At 66.5% G+C, this 18201-nt stretch carries 18 protein-coding genes; 9 read left to right on the forward strand and 9 right to left on the reverse strand.

All coding sequences use genetic code 11. The features are described 5' to 3' along the window. Position 1: 1 nt before the first annotated feature. The 6 genes from ABLE91_RS06690 to kce form a co-directional block, all read right to left on the reverse strand. Complete coding sequence (locus ABLE91_RS06690) at positions 2-736, reverse strand: ABC transporter ATP-binding protein (RefSeq protein ID WP_348929712.1); 735 nt, start codon at positions 734-736, stop codon at positions 2-4. After that, a complete protein-coding gene (locus ABLE91_RS06695; RefSeq protein ID WP_348929715.1) occupies positions 726-1472 on the reverse strand; it encodes an ABC transporter ATP-binding protein in 747 nt (248 codons plus the stop codon). Before ABLE91_RS06695 ends, ABLE91_RS06690 begins: the two co-directional genes overlap by 11 nt. After that, positions 1469-2461, reverse strand: coding sequence for a branched-chain amino acid ABC transporter permease (locus ABLE91_RS06700; RefSeq protein WP_348929717.1), 993 nt, complete (start codon positions 2459-2461; stop codon positions 1469-1471). Before ABLE91_RS06700 ends, ABLE91_RS06695 begins: the two co-directional genes overlap by 4 nt. Then, positions 2458-3333 carry a branched-chain amino acid ABC transporter permease gene (locus ABLE91_RS06705; RefSeq protein ID WP_348929720.1) on the reverse strand — a complete coding sequence of 292 codons (876 nt, stop codon included), beginning with the start codon at positions 3331-3333 and terminating at the stop codon, positions 2458-2460. Before ABLE91_RS06705 ends, ABLE91_RS06700 begins: the two co-directional genes overlap by 4 nt. Positions 3334-3462: 129 nt before the next feature. After that, positions 3463-4740 carry an amino acid ABC transporter substrate-binding protein gene (locus tag ABLE91_RS06710; protein WP_348929723.1) on the reverse strand — a complete coding sequence of 426 codons (1278 nt, stop codon included), beginning with the start codon at positions 4738-4740 and terminating at the stop codon, positions 3463-3465. Between the two features lie 115 nt (positions 4741-4855). Beyond that, positions 4856-5788, reverse strand: a complete 933-nt coding sequence (gene kce / locus ABLE91_RS06715) for a 3,5-dioxohexanoate:acetyl-CoA acetone transferase (RefSeq protein WP_348929725.1) — start codon at positions 5786-5788, stop codon at positions 4856-4858. A 249-nt stretch (positions 5789-6037) separates the two neighbouring features. Between kce and ABLE91_RS06720 the strand changes: the two genes are divergently transcribed. Together ABLE91_RS06720 and ABLE91_RS06725 are read left to right on the forward strand one after the other, a co-directional pair. Continuing rightward, entirely contained in the window at positions 6038-6655 is a 618-nt protein-coding gene (locus ABLE91_RS06720) for a TetR/AcrR family transcriptional regulator (protein ID WP_348929728.1), read from the forward strand. Between the two features lie 144 nt (positions 6656-6799). After that, a complete protein-coding gene (locus ABLE91_RS06725) occupies positions 6800-7822 on the forward strand; it encodes an NAD-dependent epimerase (RefSeq protein ID WP_348929730.1) in 1023 nt (340 codons plus the stop codon). Positions 7823-7973: 151 nt separating this feature from the next. Here the strand turns inward: ABLE91_RS06725 and ABLE91_RS06730 are convergent, their stop codons facing one another. Together ABLE91_RS06730 and ABLE91_RS06735 are read right to left on the reverse strand one after the other, a co-directional pair. After that, positions 7974-9836, reverse strand: coding sequence for a TRAP transporter large permease subunit (locus ABLE91_RS06730; RefSeq protein WP_348929732.1), 1863 nt, complete (start codon positions 9834-9836; stop codon positions 7974-7976). 54 nt (positions 9837-9890) lie between these two features. Further along, positions 9891-10910: a TRAP transporter substrate-binding protein gene (locus ABLE91_RS06735; RefSeq protein ID WP_348929735.1), complete on the reverse strand. Its 1020-nt coding sequence runs from the start codon at positions 10908-10910 to the stop codon at positions 9891-9893. A 175-nt stretch (positions 10911-11085) separates the two neighbouring features. Here ABLE91_RS06735 and ABLE91_RS06740 point away from each other — a divergent pair, with 175 nt between their 5' ends. From ABLE91_RS06740 to ABLE91_RS06765, 6 genes are all read left to right on the forward strand, one after another. Further along, positions 11086-12738: an acyl-CoA synthetase gene (locus ABLE91_RS06740; protein ID WP_348929738.1), complete on the forward strand. Its 1653-nt coding sequence runs from the start codon at positions 11086-11088 to the stop codon at positions 12736-12738. Beyond that, positions 12735-13274, forward strand: a complete 540-nt coding sequence (locus ABLE91_RS06745) for a PCC domain-containing protein (protein ID WP_348929740.1) — start codon at positions 12735-12737, stop codon at positions 13272-13274. Before ABLE91_RS06740 ends, ABLE91_RS06745 begins: the two co-directional genes overlap by 4 nt. Beyond that, complete coding sequence (locus ABLE91_RS06750; protein ID WP_348929742.1) at positions 13267-13725, forward strand: PCC domain-containing protein; 459 nt, start codon at positions 13267-13269, stop codon at positions 13723-13725. Before ABLE91_RS06745 ends, ABLE91_RS06750 begins: the two co-directional genes overlap by 8 nt. Further along, positions 13698-14459 (forward strand): SDR family NAD(P)-dependent oxidoreductase, encoded by a 762-nt coding sequence (locus ABLE91_RS06755; RefSeq protein ID WP_348929744.1) that lies wholly within the window; start codon positions 13698-13700, stop codon positions 14457-14459. The genes ABLE91_RS06750 and ABLE91_RS06755 overlap by 28 nt, the downstream gene beginning before the upstream one ends. A 197-nt stretch (positions 14460-14656) precedes the next feature. Then, positions 14657-15670 carry an MBL fold metallo-hydrolase gene (locus tag ABLE91_RS06760; RefSeq protein WP_348929746.1) on the forward strand — a complete coding sequence of 338 codons (1014 nt, stop codon included), beginning with the start codon at positions 14657-14659 and terminating at the stop codon, positions 15668-15670. An 8-nt stretch (positions 15671-15678) separates the two neighbouring features. Then, on the forward strand, positions 15679-16668 hold the full coding sequence (locus ABLE91_RS06765; RefSeq protein ID WP_348929749.1) for a CobW family GTP-binding protein: 990 nt from the start codon (positions 15679-15681) through the stop codon (positions 16666-16668). 18 nt (positions 16669-16686) lie between these two features. Here the strand turns inward: ABLE91_RS06765 and ABLE91_RS06770 are convergent, their stop codons facing one another. Further along, complete coding sequence (locus ABLE91_RS06770) at positions 16687-17331, reverse strand: hypothetical protein (RefSeq protein WP_348929751.1); 645 nt, start codon at positions 17329-17331, stop codon at positions 16687-16689. Between the two features lie 100 nt (positions 17332-17431). Here ABLE91_RS06770 and ABLE91_RS06775 point away from each other — a divergent pair, with 100 nt between their 5' ends. Continuing rightward, entirely contained in the window at positions 17432-18145 is a 714-nt protein-coding gene (locus tag ABLE91_RS06775) for a DnaJ domain-containing protein (RefSeq protein ID WP_348929754.1), read from the forward strand. Positions 18146-18201: the final 56 nt, after the last annotated feature.

Genomic DNA, 18201 nt, shown 5'->3' on the forward strand with positions numbered 1-18201 from the left:
CTCAAACGCCGCCGAGATAAAGCTTGCGCACGATGTCGCTGTCCTTCAGCGATTGCGGGTCGTCGGCGGACAATTCGATGCGGCCGTGCACCAGCACGTAGCCGCGGTCCGCGATGCGGATGGCCTGGGGGAAGTTCTGCTCCGCCATCAGCACGGTGAGGCCGAGCCGCTGCTTCAGCTCGGCGATGGTGTCGATGGTGCGCGCCACCAGGATGGGCGCGAGGCCCACGGACGGCTCGTCCACCAGCAGGATCTTGGGCAGCGTCATCAGCGCCCGCGCGATGGCGAGCATCTGCTGCTCGCCCCCGCTCATGGAGCCGGCAAGCTGGGAGCGGCGCTCCTTCAGGCGCGGGAAGGCGTCGTAGCAGAAGGCGAGACTCTCATTGCGCCTCGGCCGCGCCGCCGCCCGGAAGGCGCCGAGCAGCAGGTTCTCCTCCACCGTGAGCTTGGGGAAGAGGCGCCGGCCTTCCGGCACCAGCGCGATGCCGAGGCCGATAATGTCCTCGGTGGCGCGGCCGGCGAGGTCGTACTCCACATTGTCGATGGTGGCGCGCACGGTTCCCTGCGTCGGGCGCACCTGCCCGGTCACGCACTTGATGAGCGTGCTCTTGCCGTTGCCGTTGGTGCCGAGCAGCGCGACGGTCTCGCCGGAGCCCACCTTCATGTCGATGCCGGTGAGCACGCGCACCGCGCCATAGCCGGCGTGGAGGCCCTCTATGGTGATGCTATTGGCCAAGGTAAGCCCTTTCCACGTCCTCGTGCCGCATCACCTCGTGGGGATCGCCGTCGGCAATCTTCTTGCCCGCCACCAGCACCACGATGCGCTGTGAGAAGCGCATGACGGCGCGCATGATGTGCTCGATGAGGATGATGGCGATGCCCTCCCCGTTGAGGCGCTCCAGCAGCTCGACGATCTCGTCCACCTCGCTGTCGGAGAGGCCCGCCATGGCCTCATCGGCGATGAGGAGGCGCGGGCTTGCGGCGAGCGCACGGCCCAGCTCTAGCTTACGTAATTCCACCTGGCTGAGGTCCTTCGGGCTCCAATAGGCCTTGGGGCCGAGGCCGATGCTCTCCAGGATCTCCAGCGCCTTGTGCTCGCTGCCGCCAGCCGGCGGCTGGGCGAGCGCGAAGCGCAGCGGCACCTGCACGTTCTCGATGACGCTGAGCTTCTTGAACGGGCGCGGGATCTGGAACGAGCGCACGAGCCCCTTGCGCGCCCGCTGCCAGGCGGGAAGGCCGGCGATGCTGCTGCCTTCGAACGAGATGGTGCCGCGCTCCGGGGTCAGCGCGCCGGTGAGGCAGTTCACGAAGGTGCTCTTGCCCGAGCCGTTGGGGCCGATAAGCCCCACCCGCTCGCCGGGCGCCATGGCGAAGTCCACCGTGTCCAGCGCCGTAAACCCGCCGAACTGCTTGGTGACCCCCTTGGCTTCGAGGATGGGCGCGGCGGCGTGCGATCGCGATGTCATGATCATGTCCGCCTCCCCTTCCAGGCCCGGACGAGGCCGACCACGCCCAGCGGCGCCACGGTGACGAACACCACCAGCACGATGCCGACGATGAGCAGGTTGGCGGCGGAGGAGATGGTGACGGTGAGCACCTGCTGGGTGGTGCCCAGCAGCACCGCGCCCAGCACCGGCCCCCACCATGTGGCCGTGCCCCCGATGAGCGGCATGGCGATGGCGTTCACCGCGATGGCCAGCGAGAAGGCGGAGGGCGGGTCCACATAGGTGATGAAGTAAGGAAAGGGTGCGCCCGCCATGCCCATGAAGGCGCCGCACAGCGTGGTGGCGAGCAGCTTCAGCCGCAGCCCCGGCACCCCGCTCGCCTCGGCTGCAAGCTCGTCGTCGCGGATGGCGGCGAGCCCCATGCCGATCCAGGACCGCTCCACCGCCACCGCCACCATCACGGCGACGATGGCGAGCACGGTCATGACCACCAGCAGGTACTGCACATAGGTGGTGAACGGCGCCAAAGCGTCGGGCCGCATCATGTAGGCACCGCGCGAGCCGCCGACGAAGCTCCAGTTCACGATCAGCGTCTGGAGCACCACCGCCATGGCGAGGGTGGCGATGGAGAAGAACACGCCGCGCAGGCGCAAGGTGAGATAGCCGGTGCCGAGGCCCAGCAGCCCCGCCACCACGCCGGCGGCGAGGATGGCAATGGGCAGCGGCACGTCCGCCAGCTTCTCCAGCGCGATGGTGGTGTAGCAGCCCACCGCGAAGAAGCCCGCGGTGCCGAAATTCACGTAGCCCGCATAGCCGCCGAGGATGTTCCAGCCGGTGGCGAGCACGATGTACTGCATGATCACGTAGGCGAGCAGGAAATAGTACTCGCTCACCTGGCTGCCCAGCAGGATCTCCACGGCGACGATGGCGGCGCCGACGAGAAGGATGGGCCAGGAGAAGGGCTTGGGGACCCGGCGAAGGGCCGGGGGCGCAGCGGAAGAATGGATGGCGGTCATCGGCCGAGAATCCCCGCAGGTCTGAAGGCGAGGGTCAGCAGCAGCAGCCCGAAGGCGACCGCCGGAGACCAGGACGGCCCGAAGAAGGTGGAGGTCATGGTCTCGGCGATGCCGAGGATCATGGCCGCGATAAGGGTGCCGGGAAGGCTCGTCATGCCGCCGAGCACGCAGATGGCGAACGCGCGGCCGATGAACTCACGGCCGATGGACGGCTCCACGGACTGGATGACGATGAGCAGCATGCCGGCGACGATGGCGCTGGCCACCGCGATGCCGAAGGCGATCTCCTTGGTCTTGATGGGGTTCGCCCCGACGAAGCGCACCGCCTCCAGGTCCTGTGCCACCGCGAGGATGGCGCGGCCGGTGAAGGTCTTGGACAGATAGAGCTGGATCGCCACCAGCATCGCGACACCGGCCACGCAGGGCGCGGCGAGCCGCAGCGGGATCTGGACGAAGCCGATCTCGTAGGTCTTGGCGAGATAGGGCAGATCGATGAGGCGATAGTCCACGCCGAAGATCAGGACCAGGCTGATCTCCACGATGAACATGATGCCGAAGAAGAAGGCGAGGCCCTGGAGGGAGTCATCTCCCCGGCGCTCGAAGAAATGATAGTAGGCGCGATAGAAGTAGCGCCCGAAGACGAACCCCACCACCGCGAACAGCCCCGCCGACAGGAACGGGTCGATGCCCAGGCTGTTGATGGAGAGATACGCGAGGAACGAGCCCAGCACGATGAAGGCCGGGTGGGCGATGTTGACGATATCCAGCATGCCGAACGCGATGGTCACCCCGATCGCCACGGCGGCATAAAAGCCACCGAGCATGATCCCGGAGGCCACTGCGTTCAGCAGCAGGTCCCAGCTAAAGTCCATGTCCGTCCCCGGTTCGGCGGCGTGCGGGCGCAGCCCGGCGTGCCGCCTCGGTTCAAGGTGGCGGGCAAGCTCCGGGCGGCGGCTTCCGCCACCCGGAGCATTCTGATTTACGAGCCTTGATCGGCGCGACTACTTGGAGGCCGCGCTGAACGGATACTTCAGGGTGCCGGACTTGAACTTGTCCGGATAGATGATCACCTGCTTGCCCGCTTCCTTGAACTGGGCGAGGTCGTTGCCGACGATGCCCTGGTACTGGACCCAGAGGATGCGCGGCTCGGCCCATTCGCCCCGCTGGCCGAACTTGATGTCGCCGGCGATGGTCTTGAAATCGGTGCTGCGGATGTAGTCCGCGAGCTTGGCGTCATCGAGCGACTTCGTGGCCTCGACCGCCTGCCCGAGGATCTGAAGCTCCGCATAAGCGAGCGGGGCGATGTAGAAGCCGAGCGGATCGACGCCCTGCTTGTCCGCTTCCTTGCGGTAGCGCACCAGGAAGTCCTCGACGCCGGGGAACTTCATGGTGGGCTCGGGGGCATAAAGGTCGTAGCCCACCACCCCGTTCAGCGACGCCCCGAGCTGAGTCTTGAGAGCCGCCGCCTGGAGGCCGATGAGGCCGCCGCCGAACATCTTCACATTGTCGAGGCCCACCTCGCGCACCGCGCGCACCATGCCGGCCGAATCCGGCGGGTAGGATGCGAGGAACACCACGTCAGGATTGGTGGACTTGATGGCGCGCACCACGGATGCGAACTCGATGGTGTTCGGCGGGTAGGTGCGGTCATAGACGATCTTGAGGCCAGCCTTCTTGGCGTTCTCGCGGGCGCCGGCCAGCGCGATGGCCGGGAATTCCGCGTCACCGCCCACGAGGGCGATGGTCTGCGGCTTCGGGTCCATGGACATGGCCGCCTGGATGAAGCCCTTGGAGAATTCGGCCTGCGCATCCGGGCCGTTGGGCTGCATCTGGAAGTAACGGTCGTAATTGAACTTGTCGTTCGCCGCGAGGCCGAAGAGGGTGATGAACACCTTCTTCTTCTGCATCACGGTGGGCATGGCCGCGACGATCTGGTTGGTGGCATAGCCGGAAACCACCAGCTCCACCTTGTCCACGTCGATCAGCTTGGCATAGATGCCGGGCACGGTGGCCGGGTTGGACTGGTCGTCATAATAGACCAGCTCCACCTTGCGGCCGAGCAGGCCGCCCTTGGCGTTCTGGTCCTCGGCCCAGAGCTGCATGGCGAGCAGCGCGGACTTGCCGAAGGCCGCAAGGCCGCCGGACAGGGCGATGCCCATGCCGATGCGGACGGGCGGCTGGGCGGTCTGGGCAATGGCGGGAAGGCTGGCGCAGGCCAGCCCCGCCGCCGCGAACGCGGCCACGACCGCGCGGCGGGTAATACCTTTAAGGAATCCCATGGCTTTTCCTCTCCTAGGCGACGGCCTGTTCCGGCCGATTGACGGGCTTTTCGCTCCGCTCTTCTCATCACCGCCGGCCGGCTTGGCACCCGTGCCGGCGGTGTGGTCCTGATCGTCAGATATTGGTCTTGTCGGCGCCCTTCAGCTCCAGGATCTCGCGCGCCTCGTCCGGGCTTGCGATCTCCAGGCCGAGGCCTTCGATGATCTTGCGGGCGAGCTTCACCTGGTCGGCGTTCGAGGTGGCGAGCTTGCCCGGCCCGGCCCAGAGGGAATCCTCAAGGCCGACGCGGATGTTGGAGCCCATGGCGCAGGCCATGGCGGCGATGGGGAGCTGGTTGCGCCCGGCGCCGAGCACGGACCAGCGATACTTGTCGCCGAACAGCCGGTCGCAGGTGCGCTTCATGTGCATCACGTCCTCGGGGTGCGGGCCGATGCCGCCGAGGAGGCCGAACACCGACTGCACGAACAGCGGCGGCTTCACGAGGCCGCGGTCGAGGAAGTGGGCGAGGTTGTAGAGGTGGGCGATATCGTAGCACTCGAACTCGAAGCGCGTGCCGTTATCGTAGCAGGTGTGCAGGATATACTCGATATCCTTGAACGTGTTGCGGAAGACGAGGTCGCGCGTGTTCTCGAGATGCTGGCGCTCCCACTCGAACTTGAAGTCCTTGTACTTGTCGAGCAGGTGATAGAGCCCGAAATTGATGGACCCCATGTTGAGCGAGGCCACTTCCGGCTTGAAGGTGGCCGCCGGGAGCACGCGCTCCTCCACCCGCATATAGGGGCTGCCGCCGGAGGTGATGTTGATGACCGCGGAGGTCGCCTGCTTGATGCGCGGCAGGAAGGGGGCGAACGCCTCGGGGCGCTGGTCCGGCTTGCCGTTCTCGGGATCGCGGGCGTGGAGGTGGAGGATGGCGGCGCCGGCTTCGGCGGCGGCCAGCGCATCGGTCACGATCTCGTCGGGCGTGATCGGCAGATACGGGGACATGGTGGGGGTGTGAATCGCGCCCGTGACGGCGCAGGTGATGATCACCTTCCGGGATTTTGCCAACGTTCTCTCCCAATTCGGCGGGTGTCCTCTCCGCCTTATTGATCAGGAGATCAATTCATATTGAGTCGATTGTCAATAGGCGCTGACGGGTCTAAACGATGTGACAGGCGCCCTCGAAGGCGGCCCGCCGGAGGAAGGCGTGAAGAAACCGATCCCACTGAAGGAAAAGGGCGTGCGCGGCGCGCCGGCAAAGTCCCCCGTCAAGCGGCCCTCCCCCGCACCCGCCTCGATCCGGGCGTGCGCACGCGCATGATCCTCGACGCCGCGGTGGAATTCTTCGCCGAGCACGGCTTCGAGGCGCAGACCAAGGATCTGGCCGAGCGCATCGGCGTCTCCCAGGGCCTGATCTTCCGCTATTTCGGCACCAAGCAGAACCTCGTGGAGCAGGTCTACCAGAAGGTCTTCCTCCAGCGCTGGTCGCGCACCTGGGAGATGGGGCTGAAGGACCGGACAATGCCCTTCCCCGCCCGGCTGGAGCGCTTCTACCTCTCCTATTTCGATGCGGTGGACGAGTATCATTGGATCCGCGTGTCGCTCTATGCGAGCCTTGCGGGCCACGACATCATCGCCCGGTACATCCAGAGCCACGTCAACGGCCTTCTGGAGATCATCCTGCGGGAGCTGCGCGTCTATCGCGGCCTGCCGGAGGACAGCGCCATCGACCCGCTCGAATTCGAGCTGGTGTGGCACCTGCATTCGACCTTCATCTATTTCCTGGTGCGCAAATACATCCACCGCCTGCCGGTGATGGAGGACAAGGCGGCCATGGTGGCGCGCATCGTCGCTAACTTCCTCAACGAGTTCGCGCCAGTGGCGGCGCCCCGCGCCCGCAAGGCCCCGGTCCGCGCCAAGGCGGCGGCGGGCTAAGATTGTTTCCCTTCTCCCGCAAAGGGAGAGGGCGTCCAATGTGCTTTTGGCGCGAGCGCGCTTTTCCCGCACTTGGCCGGACGCTGCTGGCAGCGTATCCAGGCAACGGCCGGCGCGGACCGGCCTCCTCGAGCGCCTTGAGACATGAAGATACTGGTTACCGGCAGTGCGGGCTTCATCGGCTACCACACGGCGAGAGCCCTGCTGGCGCGGGGCGACGACGTGGTCGGCTTCGATGTGGTGAACGATTATTACGACCCCTCCTTAAAGGAGAGCCGCCTCACCGAGTTGCAAGCGGCCGCCCGCCAGAGCAATGGGGTGTACCAGTTCGTGCGCGGCGACCTCGCCGACAAGACCGCCGTGGATGCCTGCTTCAAGGCCCATGATTTCGACCGGGTGATCCATCTCGCCGCCCAGGCGGGCGTGCGCCACTCCATCACCCATCCGGAAGAGTATGTGGCCTCCAACATCGTCGGCTTCACCAACATGCTGGAAGCGTGCCGGCACCGAAACGTGCCGCACCTCACCTATGCCTCCACTTCCAGCGTCTATGGCGCGAACACGCGCATGCCCTTTTCCGAGCATCACGGCGCCGACCACCCGCTGCAATTCTACGCCGCCACCAAGCGCGCCAACGAATTGATGGCCCATTCCTACAGCCACCTGTTCCGGCTGCCCACCACGGGGCTGCGCTTCTTCACCGTCTACGGCCCGTGGGGCCGGCCGGACATGGCGCTGTTCCTGTTCACCAAGAGCATCCTCGCGGGCGAGCCCATCAAGGTGTTCAATAACGGCCACCACACGCGGGATTTCACCTATGTGGCGGACATCGTGGAGGGCGTGGTGCGCGCCAGCGACCAGATCGCAGCGCCGGACCCGCACTGGAACTCGGACGCGCCCGACCCCGCCACATCCAACGCGCCGTTCCGCATCTTCAACATCGGCAACGACGCGCCGGTGAGCCTGATGGACTATATCGAGGTGCTGGAAGACTGCCTCGGCCGCAAGGCCATCAAGGAGATGCTCCCCGCCCAGCCCGGCGACGTGCCCGATACGCGGGCCGACGTGTCCGCGCTGATGGCGGCGGTGGGCTACCGGCCGACCACCTCGGTGCGCGAGGGCGTCTCCCGCTTCGTGGAGTGGTATCGGGGCTATTACGGGGTGTGAGGGGGCCGTTGCCTTATTCCCTCTCCCGCGTGCGGGGAGGGAGGGGGAAGGGCGCTCGCCTCGGGTCCGGATACGTTGCCCTGCTTGAGGAGCCCCCTCCCCAGCCCTCCCCCGCAAGCGGGAGAGGGAGTCCGCCGCGCCTTATCGCGCCCTACAGCAGCCCGATGGAGATCCACGGCACCGCGGCCACGAAGATGAGGCCGATGAACAGCGCCACCAAATAAGGCCAGATCGCGCTGATGGCCTCGTCAGGCGAGACGTTGCCGATCTTGCAGGCGAGATAGAAGCCAATGCCGATGGGGGGCGTCATGAGGCCGATATTCATGGCCGTGACGATGACCATGGAATACTGGATGTCGTTGATGCCCAGCTTGCGCGCGATGGGGTACATCAGGGGCGCCATGAGCACGATGGCCGGCAGGCCCTCCAGGATGCAGCCCAGCACCAGGAACACGATGATGGAGACGGCCATGAAGCCGATCCACCCGCCCGGCAGGCCGGCCATGATGTTCGCCAGTTCCTGCGCGATGCCGGCCTGGGTGATGGCCCAGGCCATGGCGACGGCACAGGCGAGGATCATCAGGATGGTGCCGGTGAGCGCGGCGGTCTCCACCAGCATGGAATAGAAGGTGCGCAGCGTGATGCCGCCATAGAGCACGATGCCGATGAAGAAGGCATAGACCACCGCGAAGGTGGAGACCTCGGTGGCCGTCGCCATGCCGCTGGAGACGGCGCTGCGGATAAGGAAGGGCAGCACCAGCGCCGGCAGTGCCACCAAAGCGGCGCGCAGCACCAGCGCGCCGGTGGGCCGCCGGACGCCGCGCATGTCCTCGTCCCGCGCCTTGAAGCGCGCCAGCGCGGCAAGGGCCGCGAGCAGCACCATGGCCACCACGAAGCCGGAGGTGAAGAGGGCGGCGATGGACACGCCCGCCACCGAGCCCAGCACGATGAGCACGATGGAGGGCGGCACCGTGTCCGCCATGGCCGCGCCCGTGGCGAGCAGCGCGATCATCTCCTTGGGCTTGTGGCCGCGCCGCTTCATCTCCGGGAACAGGGCCGGGGCCACGGTGGCCATGTCGGAGACCTTGGAGCCGGAGATGCCCGAGACCACGAACAGCGAGCCCAGCAGCACATAGGACATGCCCGCCTTCACATGGCCGAGGAGCGAAGCGAGGAAATCGACGATGGCCTTGCCCATGCCGGTGGAGTCGAGGATGCAGCCCAGCAGCACGAAGACCGGCACGGAGAGCAGGATGAGGCTCGACATGCCCTCGTCCATGCGCCCGATCATCACGAAGACGGGCACGCGGGTGGCGAAGGCGAGATAGGCCAGCGTGCCGATGCCGAAGCAGAAGGCGATGGGCACGCCGCCCGCGAGGCACAGGGCGACGAAGCCCACCAGGAACAGGATGATGCTGAGATTGCCCGCCTTGATGAGCGCGGGCGAAGCCAGCCACAGCGCGCCGAGCACAAGGCCGATGAGGACGAGGCTGACGAGGATGTCGCGCAGCGTGCCGCGCTTCACCGCCTGCGCCACCGCCAGCGCTGCCATGCCGCAAACGCCCACCGGCAGCGCCGCCGCGCGATAGCTGCCGGAGATGTTGAGCGCCGGCGTGGTGATGAAGGATTCCTCCATCATATAGTCGATGGCGGGATAGGCGAGCGCGATGAGGAAGGCGGCGATCAAGAGGAGTGCCAGCGTCTCCACGAAGCCCCTCGTCCCGTCCGGCAGCGCGCGGACGACCAGGGTGAGGCGCAGGTGCTCGTTGCGGTCCAGCGCGATGATGGAGCCGAGCATGGCGAGCCAGATGAAGCAGACGGACGACACCTCGTCGATCCACACCACCGGCAGGGCGAAGAAATAGCGCGAGGTCGCGCCCACCAGCAGCAGGCTCACCACCGCCAGCAGCAGCGCGGCGGCAATGGCCTCGACGGGCCGCATGAAGCGCGAGCCGGAGCGCGGCGCCTCGGTTTCCGAGACGAGGGGCAAGGTGTCTTCGCCTGCCGAAGCCATGTGCGCGATCCGCCGAAAAGAGGTGGCCGGGGCGCGGCGCGCCCCGGCGGGCCGTCAGGAGAGCTTGCCGGAATACTTCTCCAGCAGCGACCAGGCTTCGTCGCCGAACTTGCCCTTCCACTCGGCATAGAAGCCGGCGGAGCGCAGCTTGTCGCGGAAGTCGTCGGGCTTGGTGTCGTTGAACACCATGCCGTTGGTGGTCAGCTCCTTGCGCAGATTGGCGTTGAGCGCGGCGACGTCGGTCCGCTCCTTCTCGCCCGCCGCATTGATGTGCTTCGCCACGATGGGGCGCAGGTTCTCCGGCAGGCGCTCCCAGGCGCGGCGGTTCGCCAGGAACCAGAAGCCGTCCCACATATGGTTGGTGACGGAGCAGTATTTCTGCACCTCGTAGAGCTTCGCCGTGGAGATGATGGCGAGGGGGTTCTCCTGCGCATCCACCACCTTGGTCTGGAGCGCGGTGTAGACCTCGGCGAAATTGATGGAGGCGGGCGCGGAATCGAACGCCTTGAACATGGAGGTCCAGAGCGGGGAGACCGGCACGCGGATCTTCAGGCCCTTGAAGTCCGCCGCGCTCTCGATGGGCTTGGTGGAGGTGGTGGTCTGGCGGAAGCCGTTGTCCCAGATTTTGTCCATGGCGACGATGCCGAACTTGGCGATCTGCCCGCGCACATAGGCGCCCAGATCCCCGTCCATGGCCTTCCACACGGTGTCATAGTCCGGGAAGGCGAAGCCGATGCCGCTCACCGAGGCATTGGGCACGAGGGTGGAGAGGATCAGCGGGGAGAGGGTGAAGAACTCGATGCCGCCGGAGCGCAACTGGCTCAGCATGTCGGTGTCGCCGCCCAGCTGGTTGGACGGGAATACCTTGATCTCCACCTTGCCGTCCGTGTCCTTCTTGATGGCGTCCGCCATCTCGTTGGCGCGGATGTTCATGGGGTGCGAGACGGGCAGGTTGTTGGCGTATTTGTAGGAGAATTCTGCGCCCTGGGCGCGGGCCACGTAAGGCGCGGCCACGCCGCCCACGAGCATGGTGGCGGCGCTCGCCTTCAACAGAGTGCGACGGCTCAGCGACATGACCTCTTCCTCCCTTGGCAGCCCCTGCGGGCCGGCTTCCTCGTGAAGGCCCGTTGCGCGGGCCGTTATTGATGTTCGCGGCGCGCCTCTTGTGGCGGCTCAGGGGCGAGAGATACAGTCTCGCCCAGAACTTGTCGTCGGGTCTCTAGCTCAACTTAAGTATAAGGTCCACATAATGGATCGTCGGGAAGGAAGCGCCATTCCGGTGGTGCCGAAGGGGGGCATCGTCCCCTGCACCAAACGGGTGATGAACCTCGCTCATGTCCTGCGCCAGGCGGCGCGCCGCTTCCCCCATGAGGTCGGCTTCGTGCAGGGCACGCAGAAGGTCACCTGGAGCGAGATGAACGCCCGGGTGGATGCCATGGCGGCGGGGCTCGCCGCGCGCGGCATCAGCAAGGGCGACCGGGTTCTGGTGCAGTCGAAGAACTGCCTTGAGATGTTCGAGAGCATGTTCGCCTGCTTCCGGATCGGCGCGGTGTGGGTGCCCACCAATTTCCGCCAGACGCCGGACGAGGTGGCCTATCTCGCGCAGGCCTCCGGCGCCGCCGCCATGATCTGCCACGTGGACTTCCCGGATCATGTAGTGGCGGCGCGGCGCGATGCGCCGTCCATCGCCACCGTCATCGCCATTGGCGAGGCCCCCTTCGGCGAGAGCTATGGGGCCATAGTGGCGGCCCATCTCGGCGCGGTGGTGAAGCCCGCCGATGTGGAGCATGACGATCCATGCTGGTTCTTCTTCACCTCCGGCACCACCGGGCGGCCGAAGGCGGCGGTGCTCACCCACGGCCAGATGGGTTTCGTCATCACCAACCATCTGTGCGACCTGATGCCGGGCACGACGAACGCGGACGCCTCCCTGGTGGTGGCGCCGCTTTCCCACGGTGCCGGCATCCATCAATTGGTGCAGACCGCGCGGGGGGCGAAGACCATCCTGCTCTCCTCTGAAAAATTCGACGTGGAGGAGGCGTGGCGGCTGGTCGAGGAATGGCGGGTGTCGAACCTCTTCACCGTGCCCACCATCACCAAGCTTCTGGTGGAGCATCCGAGCGTGGATGCCTTTGACCATTCCTCCCTGCGCTATGTGATCTATGCCGGCGCGCCCATGTACCGGGAGGACCAGAAGCGCGCTCTGGGAAAGCTCGGCAAGGTGCTGGTGCAGTATTTCGGCCTGGGCGAGGTGACCGGAAACATCACCGTGCTGCCCCCAGCCCTCCACGAGCTGGACGACGGGCCACACGTGAAGCTGGGTACCTGCGGCTTCGAGCGCACGGGCATCGAGGTGCAGATCCAGGACGATGCAGGCGCGGAGGTGGCGCCGTTCGCCACCGGCGAGATCTGCGTCGCGGGCCTCGCCGTGTTCGCGGGCTATTACAACAACCCCGAGGCCAATGCGAAGGCGTTCCGAAACGGCTGGTTCCGCACCGGCGATCTCGGCCACATGGACGAGGAGGGCTTCGTCTACATCACGGGGCGCGCTTCCGACATGTACATATCCGGCGGCTCCAACGTCTATCCGCGCGAGGTGGAGGAAAAGGTGCTCCAGCACCCCACTGTCGCGGAGGTGGCCATCCTCGGCGTGCCGGACCCCATGTGGGGCGAGGTGGGCGTCGCGGTATGCGTGCCGCGCGCGGGCGCGCAGGTGAAGGAGGCGGAGCTCATTGCCTTTCTCGAAGGCAAGGTCGCCCGCTACAAGCTGCCGAAGCGCGTGTTCGTGTGGGACGCGCTGCCCCGCTCCGCCTATGGCAAGATCACCAAGAAGATGGTGCGCGAAGCCCTGGAGGAACGCGGCCTCCTGCCCCTCGACAAGGCCGCGGAGCGCTCCGCATGAGCGCGCCGCCGCTGCGGCTGCTGACCCATCCCGGCCCCATGGCGCCCGAGCGCCGGGAGAGCCGCGCCGACGCGGCCGCTCGCGCCTTCCGCTTCAGCCTCATGCCGGGGCGCTCGCTGCATGAGGGCCTCGTCGGGGCCATGGGCCGCATTGGTGCGGCCTCCGCCGCCTTCGTGCTCACGGGCGGGGGTTTCGCGCGACTGAAATACTGCATCGCCGCCCCGAACCCGGAGGGGCCCCAGGTGGCGCGCTATTCGGCCCCTATCCCCGCCGGCCCGGTGGGCCTCATCGGCGCCAGCGCGGCGCTGGGGATCGATGTGGAGGGGCAACCCATCGTGCATTGCCACGCTTTGCTCTGCGGGGCGGACGGCGCCGTCTTCGGCGGCCATCTCCTGCCCCATGAGGCGATGGTGGGGGACGAGCCGCCGCTCGTGTTCGCGCGGGCCTTCAGCCGTGTCGCCATCGCCCAGCGGCCCGACGCCGAGACCGCCATGTCCATCTTCCATCCCAAGGTCGCGGAGCCCGCCCATGGCTGACATCCAAGTGGAAGCCGGCCGCACGGGCCGTCTCCTCTATGCGCGGGTGCGGCCCAATGAGGATCTGGTGCGCTCCATCGAAGCCGTCTGCCGCGACCATGGCATCACGGCGGCGCTCGTGCGCGGAAGCCTTGGCAGCCTCACGGAGGCGTGCCTGGAGGTGCCCGGCGGCCGGCAGATCCAGGTCTCCGGCGCTGCGGTGGAGACGCTGACGCTGATGGGCGAGGTGCGCCCCGTAGACGGCACGCCCCGCGCCCGCCTTTCCGGCACCGTCTCCGACGCGGACGGCCGGGTCTTCGGCGGGCGCTTCGTGGAAGGCCGCAACCCGGTCTGCGTCACCTTCGAGGTCGCGCTGGAGGAATGGATACCATCCCCTCCCCCGCTCGCGGGGGAGGGGGAGCCTCAGACCAAGGAGAAAAGAACGTGCCACATAGCGGAAGCGTCCTGGTAACCGGCGGTGCCTCCGGCATCGGCCTCGCGCTGGTGGAGGAATTGCTTAGGGAAGGCTGGCGCGTCATCGCATCCGACGTGGTGCGGGCCAATATCGAGGCTGCCGGACAGCAGCTCGCCGGCTATGGCAACCAGCTCCGCTTCGCCGAATTCGACGTAGCCGACGAAGCCGCCGTGGTGGAGGCCATCGCCGCCGCCGACCGGGATTTCGGCCCGCTCAAGGGCGTCGTCAACTGCGCCGGCATCGCCCGCGACGTCCCGGCGCTGGAGACCTCCGCCGAGCTGTTCCGCAAGATCCTGGACGTGAACCTCGTCGGCACCTTCCTGGTGGCCCGGGAGGCGGCCAAGGCCATGAAGGCCAATGGCGGCGGCTCCATCGTGAACATCGCCTCGGTCTCCGGCCAGCGCGGCAATCTCGGCCGCGCGGCCTATGGCTCCTCCAAGGCGGGCGTCATCCTCCTCACCCAGGTCATGGCGGTGGAGCTCGCCACCGCGAACGTGCGCGTCAACGCCATCGCCCCGGGGCCCATCGAGACGCCCCTGGTTAAGGCGCTCCACACGGACGAGGCGCGCGCCGCCTGGATGCAGACCGTTCCCATGAAGCGCTACGCCGCGCCCGCTGAGGTCTCCGGCGCCATCGCCTTCCTGCTGGACGGGGAGAAATCCGGCTTCGTCACCGGCCAGACCATCGGCGTCGATGGCGGCTTCCTGGCCGGCGGCCTCATCGGCTTATAGTGCGTGGGAACGGCGGCCCGGCCGAGGCTTCGCGGCGCTGGCCGCCCTCCCCAGGATAGGTTCGTCATCAAGGCGACTTAACATCCGCGATCAAATCAAGCTTGATATGCACCTTCGAGTATTCATCGCCGGTACGTTCCATTGACCATTGGTGATCCACCGAGCGCCTCTTGAGCGCGCCTTGCGGAGCCGACCATATGATCTCCGAAAGCGGCCCCTCCTCGCTCCTCGCCCTCGATGCGCTCCAGGTGGAGGTCATCACGGACAATGTGAGCGATTCCTATGTCTCCAAGACCCAGTTCGCGGTCTCGGAATTCTCCAATGTGATCCTCGGCGGCGCGAAGGAGATTTCAGGGGAGACGCTGCTGGCCGCCAATCTCGGCTACGGCCTGCGCCTGCGCTCGAGGGTCGGGGACACCGAGCATGTGATGCTGTTCGACACCGGGCCGGAAGGCGCGATCTTCCTGCGCAATTGCCGGAACCTCTCCCTCGACCTCGGGGAGGTCGAGGAGATCGCCGTCACCCACGGCCATTGGGACCATATGGGCGCGCTGCCCGACGCCATCGCGGCCATCGTCGCGGAACGCGGGGCGGTGACGGTGCACGTCAATCCCGACATGTTCAACGAGCGCGGCGTGGTGCTGAAGAGCGGCACCGTCATTCCCGTCGCCAACGTGCCGACGGTTGAGGACATGGAGGCGTTGGGCGCCACGGTGGTCAATGACCGCGCCGAGCGCCTGCTGCTGGACGGGCATTTCTATTATAGCGGCGAGATCCCCCGCGTGTCCGCCTTCGAGAAGGGCCGCGTCGACCACCTCTGCCGCACCGGCCCCGGCGCGAACTGGCAGCCCGATCCGCTGCTCATGGACGAGCGCATGCTGCTCGCCCATGTGCGCGGGCTGGGCCTCATTGTCTTCAGCGCGTGCTCGCACGCCGGCATCGTGAACGTATGCACCCAGGTGCGCCAGCTGTTCCCAGACCTGCCCATCCATGCGGTGCTGGGCGGCCTGCATCTCGGCGGCGTCATGGAGCGCATCATCCCCGAGACGGTGGAGGGGCTGAAGCCCTTCGACATTCGCTACATCATCACCGGCCACTGCACCGGCTGGCGTGCGCTCGCCGCCCTTGCCGAGACGTTCGGCGACCGGGTCAGCCAGTCCGCCGTGGGCACCACCTACGTGTTCGAGCAGACCGGCCGGCCCGCCGCGTGATGGCACCCTTGAACGTCAGGACCTTCCGGCCGCCCGTGCTGCCGGCGGGACAGAAGCTGCCGGTCACCATCGTCACCGGCTTTCTCGGCAGCGGAAAGACCGCCCTTATCAATCACATCCTCTCCTATGCAGAGGGATTGCGGGTGGTCGTGCTCGTGAACGAGTTCGGCGAGATCGGCATCGACGGAGACCTCGTCATCGCCGCCGAGGCGGGCATGGTGGAGCTGAGCAATGGGTGCATCTGCTGTTCGGTCAATGACGATCTGGTGGATGGGCTGGTGCAGGTGCTCAGCCGCGAGGACCGGGTGGACCATATCGTCATCGAGACCTCGGGCATTGCCGACCCGCTGCCCGTCGCCCTCACGCTCCAGCGGTCCGAATTCAGAAGCTGCCTCCGCCTGGACGCCATCATCGCCGTGGCGGACGCCGAGCAGTTCAGCCTCGATATGTTCGACGGCGTCGCCGCCCGCAGCCAGCTCGAAAACGCCAATGTGGTGCTGGTGAACAAAACCGATGTGGCCACGCCCGCACAACTGGCCTCAGTGGAGGCAAGGCTCGCCGCGATCAATCCGAATGCCAGTATCGTGCGCACCCTGCGCTGCGCATTGCCTCTGCCACTGATCCTCGACGTGGGCGCGGCCCCATCGATCGCGGCGGAGCCGTTCTATTGCCATGGGGCGGCGGACGGCTTCACATCGATCGCGTTCGAAAGCGACATCCCGTTTTCCCTGGCGAGGTTCCAGGCTTTCCTCGACCGGGACAGGCCGCCCGGACTGTTCCGGGCCAAGGGGTTCGTTTCCATGGTGGAGACCGGCCGCCGCTATGTCTTCCACCTCGTGGGCGGGCGCTTCTCGGTGGAGGAGGACAAAAGCGAAAGCCAAATGGCGAACCGGCTGGTGCTGATCGGCCGCGACCTCGATCGCGACCATCTCATCGCCCGGCTCAATGACTGCCTCGCAGTAAGTGCACTCGCCTCGGTAGGCCAGCCGCGCCCCTGAACATCCCTCCCCGATCCGTCAGCCGCTGGCGAGGCCCCGGCAGATCACGGAGGGCATGAGGCGGTCGACGGCGCGGCGGACGATCTCGGCCTGCCGGGGTGACAGGTTCTGGTCGATCTCGGACAGGGCCGCCCCGAACATCAAAGCGTGGATCGCCCGCTCCTGCGGCTCCTCCACCTTCTCCCCTGCCGCCAAACGCGCGTCGAACCTGTCCGTCAATTGCTGCAGGTTGAGCATGGCGCCGGAGAAGGCGCGCCATGCCGGCATCTGGCTCGGGCTGATCTCCGCCTCGCGGGCCAGAGTCTCAAGGCGCACCGTGAGATCATCCGGCGCCGTCACGGGCCTTGCCGCGGCGCTCCGCGCGGTCCCGAAGCCTTCGGTGTGGCCCAGACCCGAAACGCCGAATGCGATGAAGCCGAGCGACGCGACCACGCAGGCCGTGGCGGCGACCGGATTCCGTGTGACGAAAGACGCGAGCCTGACCATAAAAATCCCGGAAACGGACGCGCCACAAAAGTGCATTCCGTTGGAAAACTTCTGGAGATTGCACACGAGGACCATAAAGAGATGCAGGAAATCGTTGCTCTTTTCAACAACTTCCCTTACCGTCGCCACAATCAGTAAAGTTTTGCCAACTCTTTTTCGCGTTTTCAGCCGCTGCATTCTCTGCGGCGTGCCCGCGTATGCCTGCGGTGATTTAATACCGCCTTGAGCTTAGCCTTATCTACTGCTCCGCTGAAGGTATTTTCGCATGAGCCTTGGCATGATCCTCAGCTCCGTTGCCCTTGGCGTTTCCTTCATCATCACGGCCTTCAAGTTTGCCGACTGGCTGCTCCATTCGGACCCCGGCACTCTTGTGCGCACCGGCCGGTGGCTGATGTTCGGTGCGGCGGTCGCCTCCGTGCCCAGCCTCATCCTGCTTCTGATCTACGAGCAATACACTGCCGCCATGGTGCTGGGCGCCGCCATGCTGGCGGTGCCGGCCTTCCTCAACTGGCGCGCCTTCGTGCCGCGCCGGAAATTCCGCCCCATGTGGCAGGAAGGGCAGCCCCCGGAGGATGAGATGCGCGGCGACTTCGGCCAGCCGCCGCCCGACCCCGAGCTGGTGCGCCGCGCGGCCATCGTGCTGGAGGATTATCTCGTCCACGCCGGCTATCCCGAAATCTCCTCGCGCATCGATTCCGGCGCAGCGCCCCGCACCCAGCGTCGCGCAGCGCCGACGGACCAGGGCGAGATGAGCCCCGAAGAGGCACTCGACGTGCTCGGCCTGGAGCCGGGCGCCTCGGCCGCCACGGTGCGCGCCGCCCACCGGCGCCTGGTGCAGCTCGTCCATCCTGACCGGGGCGGCTCCAATTATCTCGCGTCCAAGATCAACCACGCCAAGGAAGTGCTCCTGGCGGAAGCGGCGCGGAAGGCGCCGGCCCGCAGCGGAACCCGCAGGACGACGAAGCGCACGACAAAGGACGTGGAACCGTAAGGACCTTCGGCGCACGAGCCGGGGGCGAATATTTTTCGAAACTGGATTGTCGATTG

The sequence above is a fragment of the Aquabacter albus genome, from assembly GCF_040049275.1.
In the GTDB taxonomy this organism is placed as follows: Bacteria; Pseudomonadota; Alphaproteobacteria; order Rhizobiales; family Xanthobacteraceae; genus Aquabacter.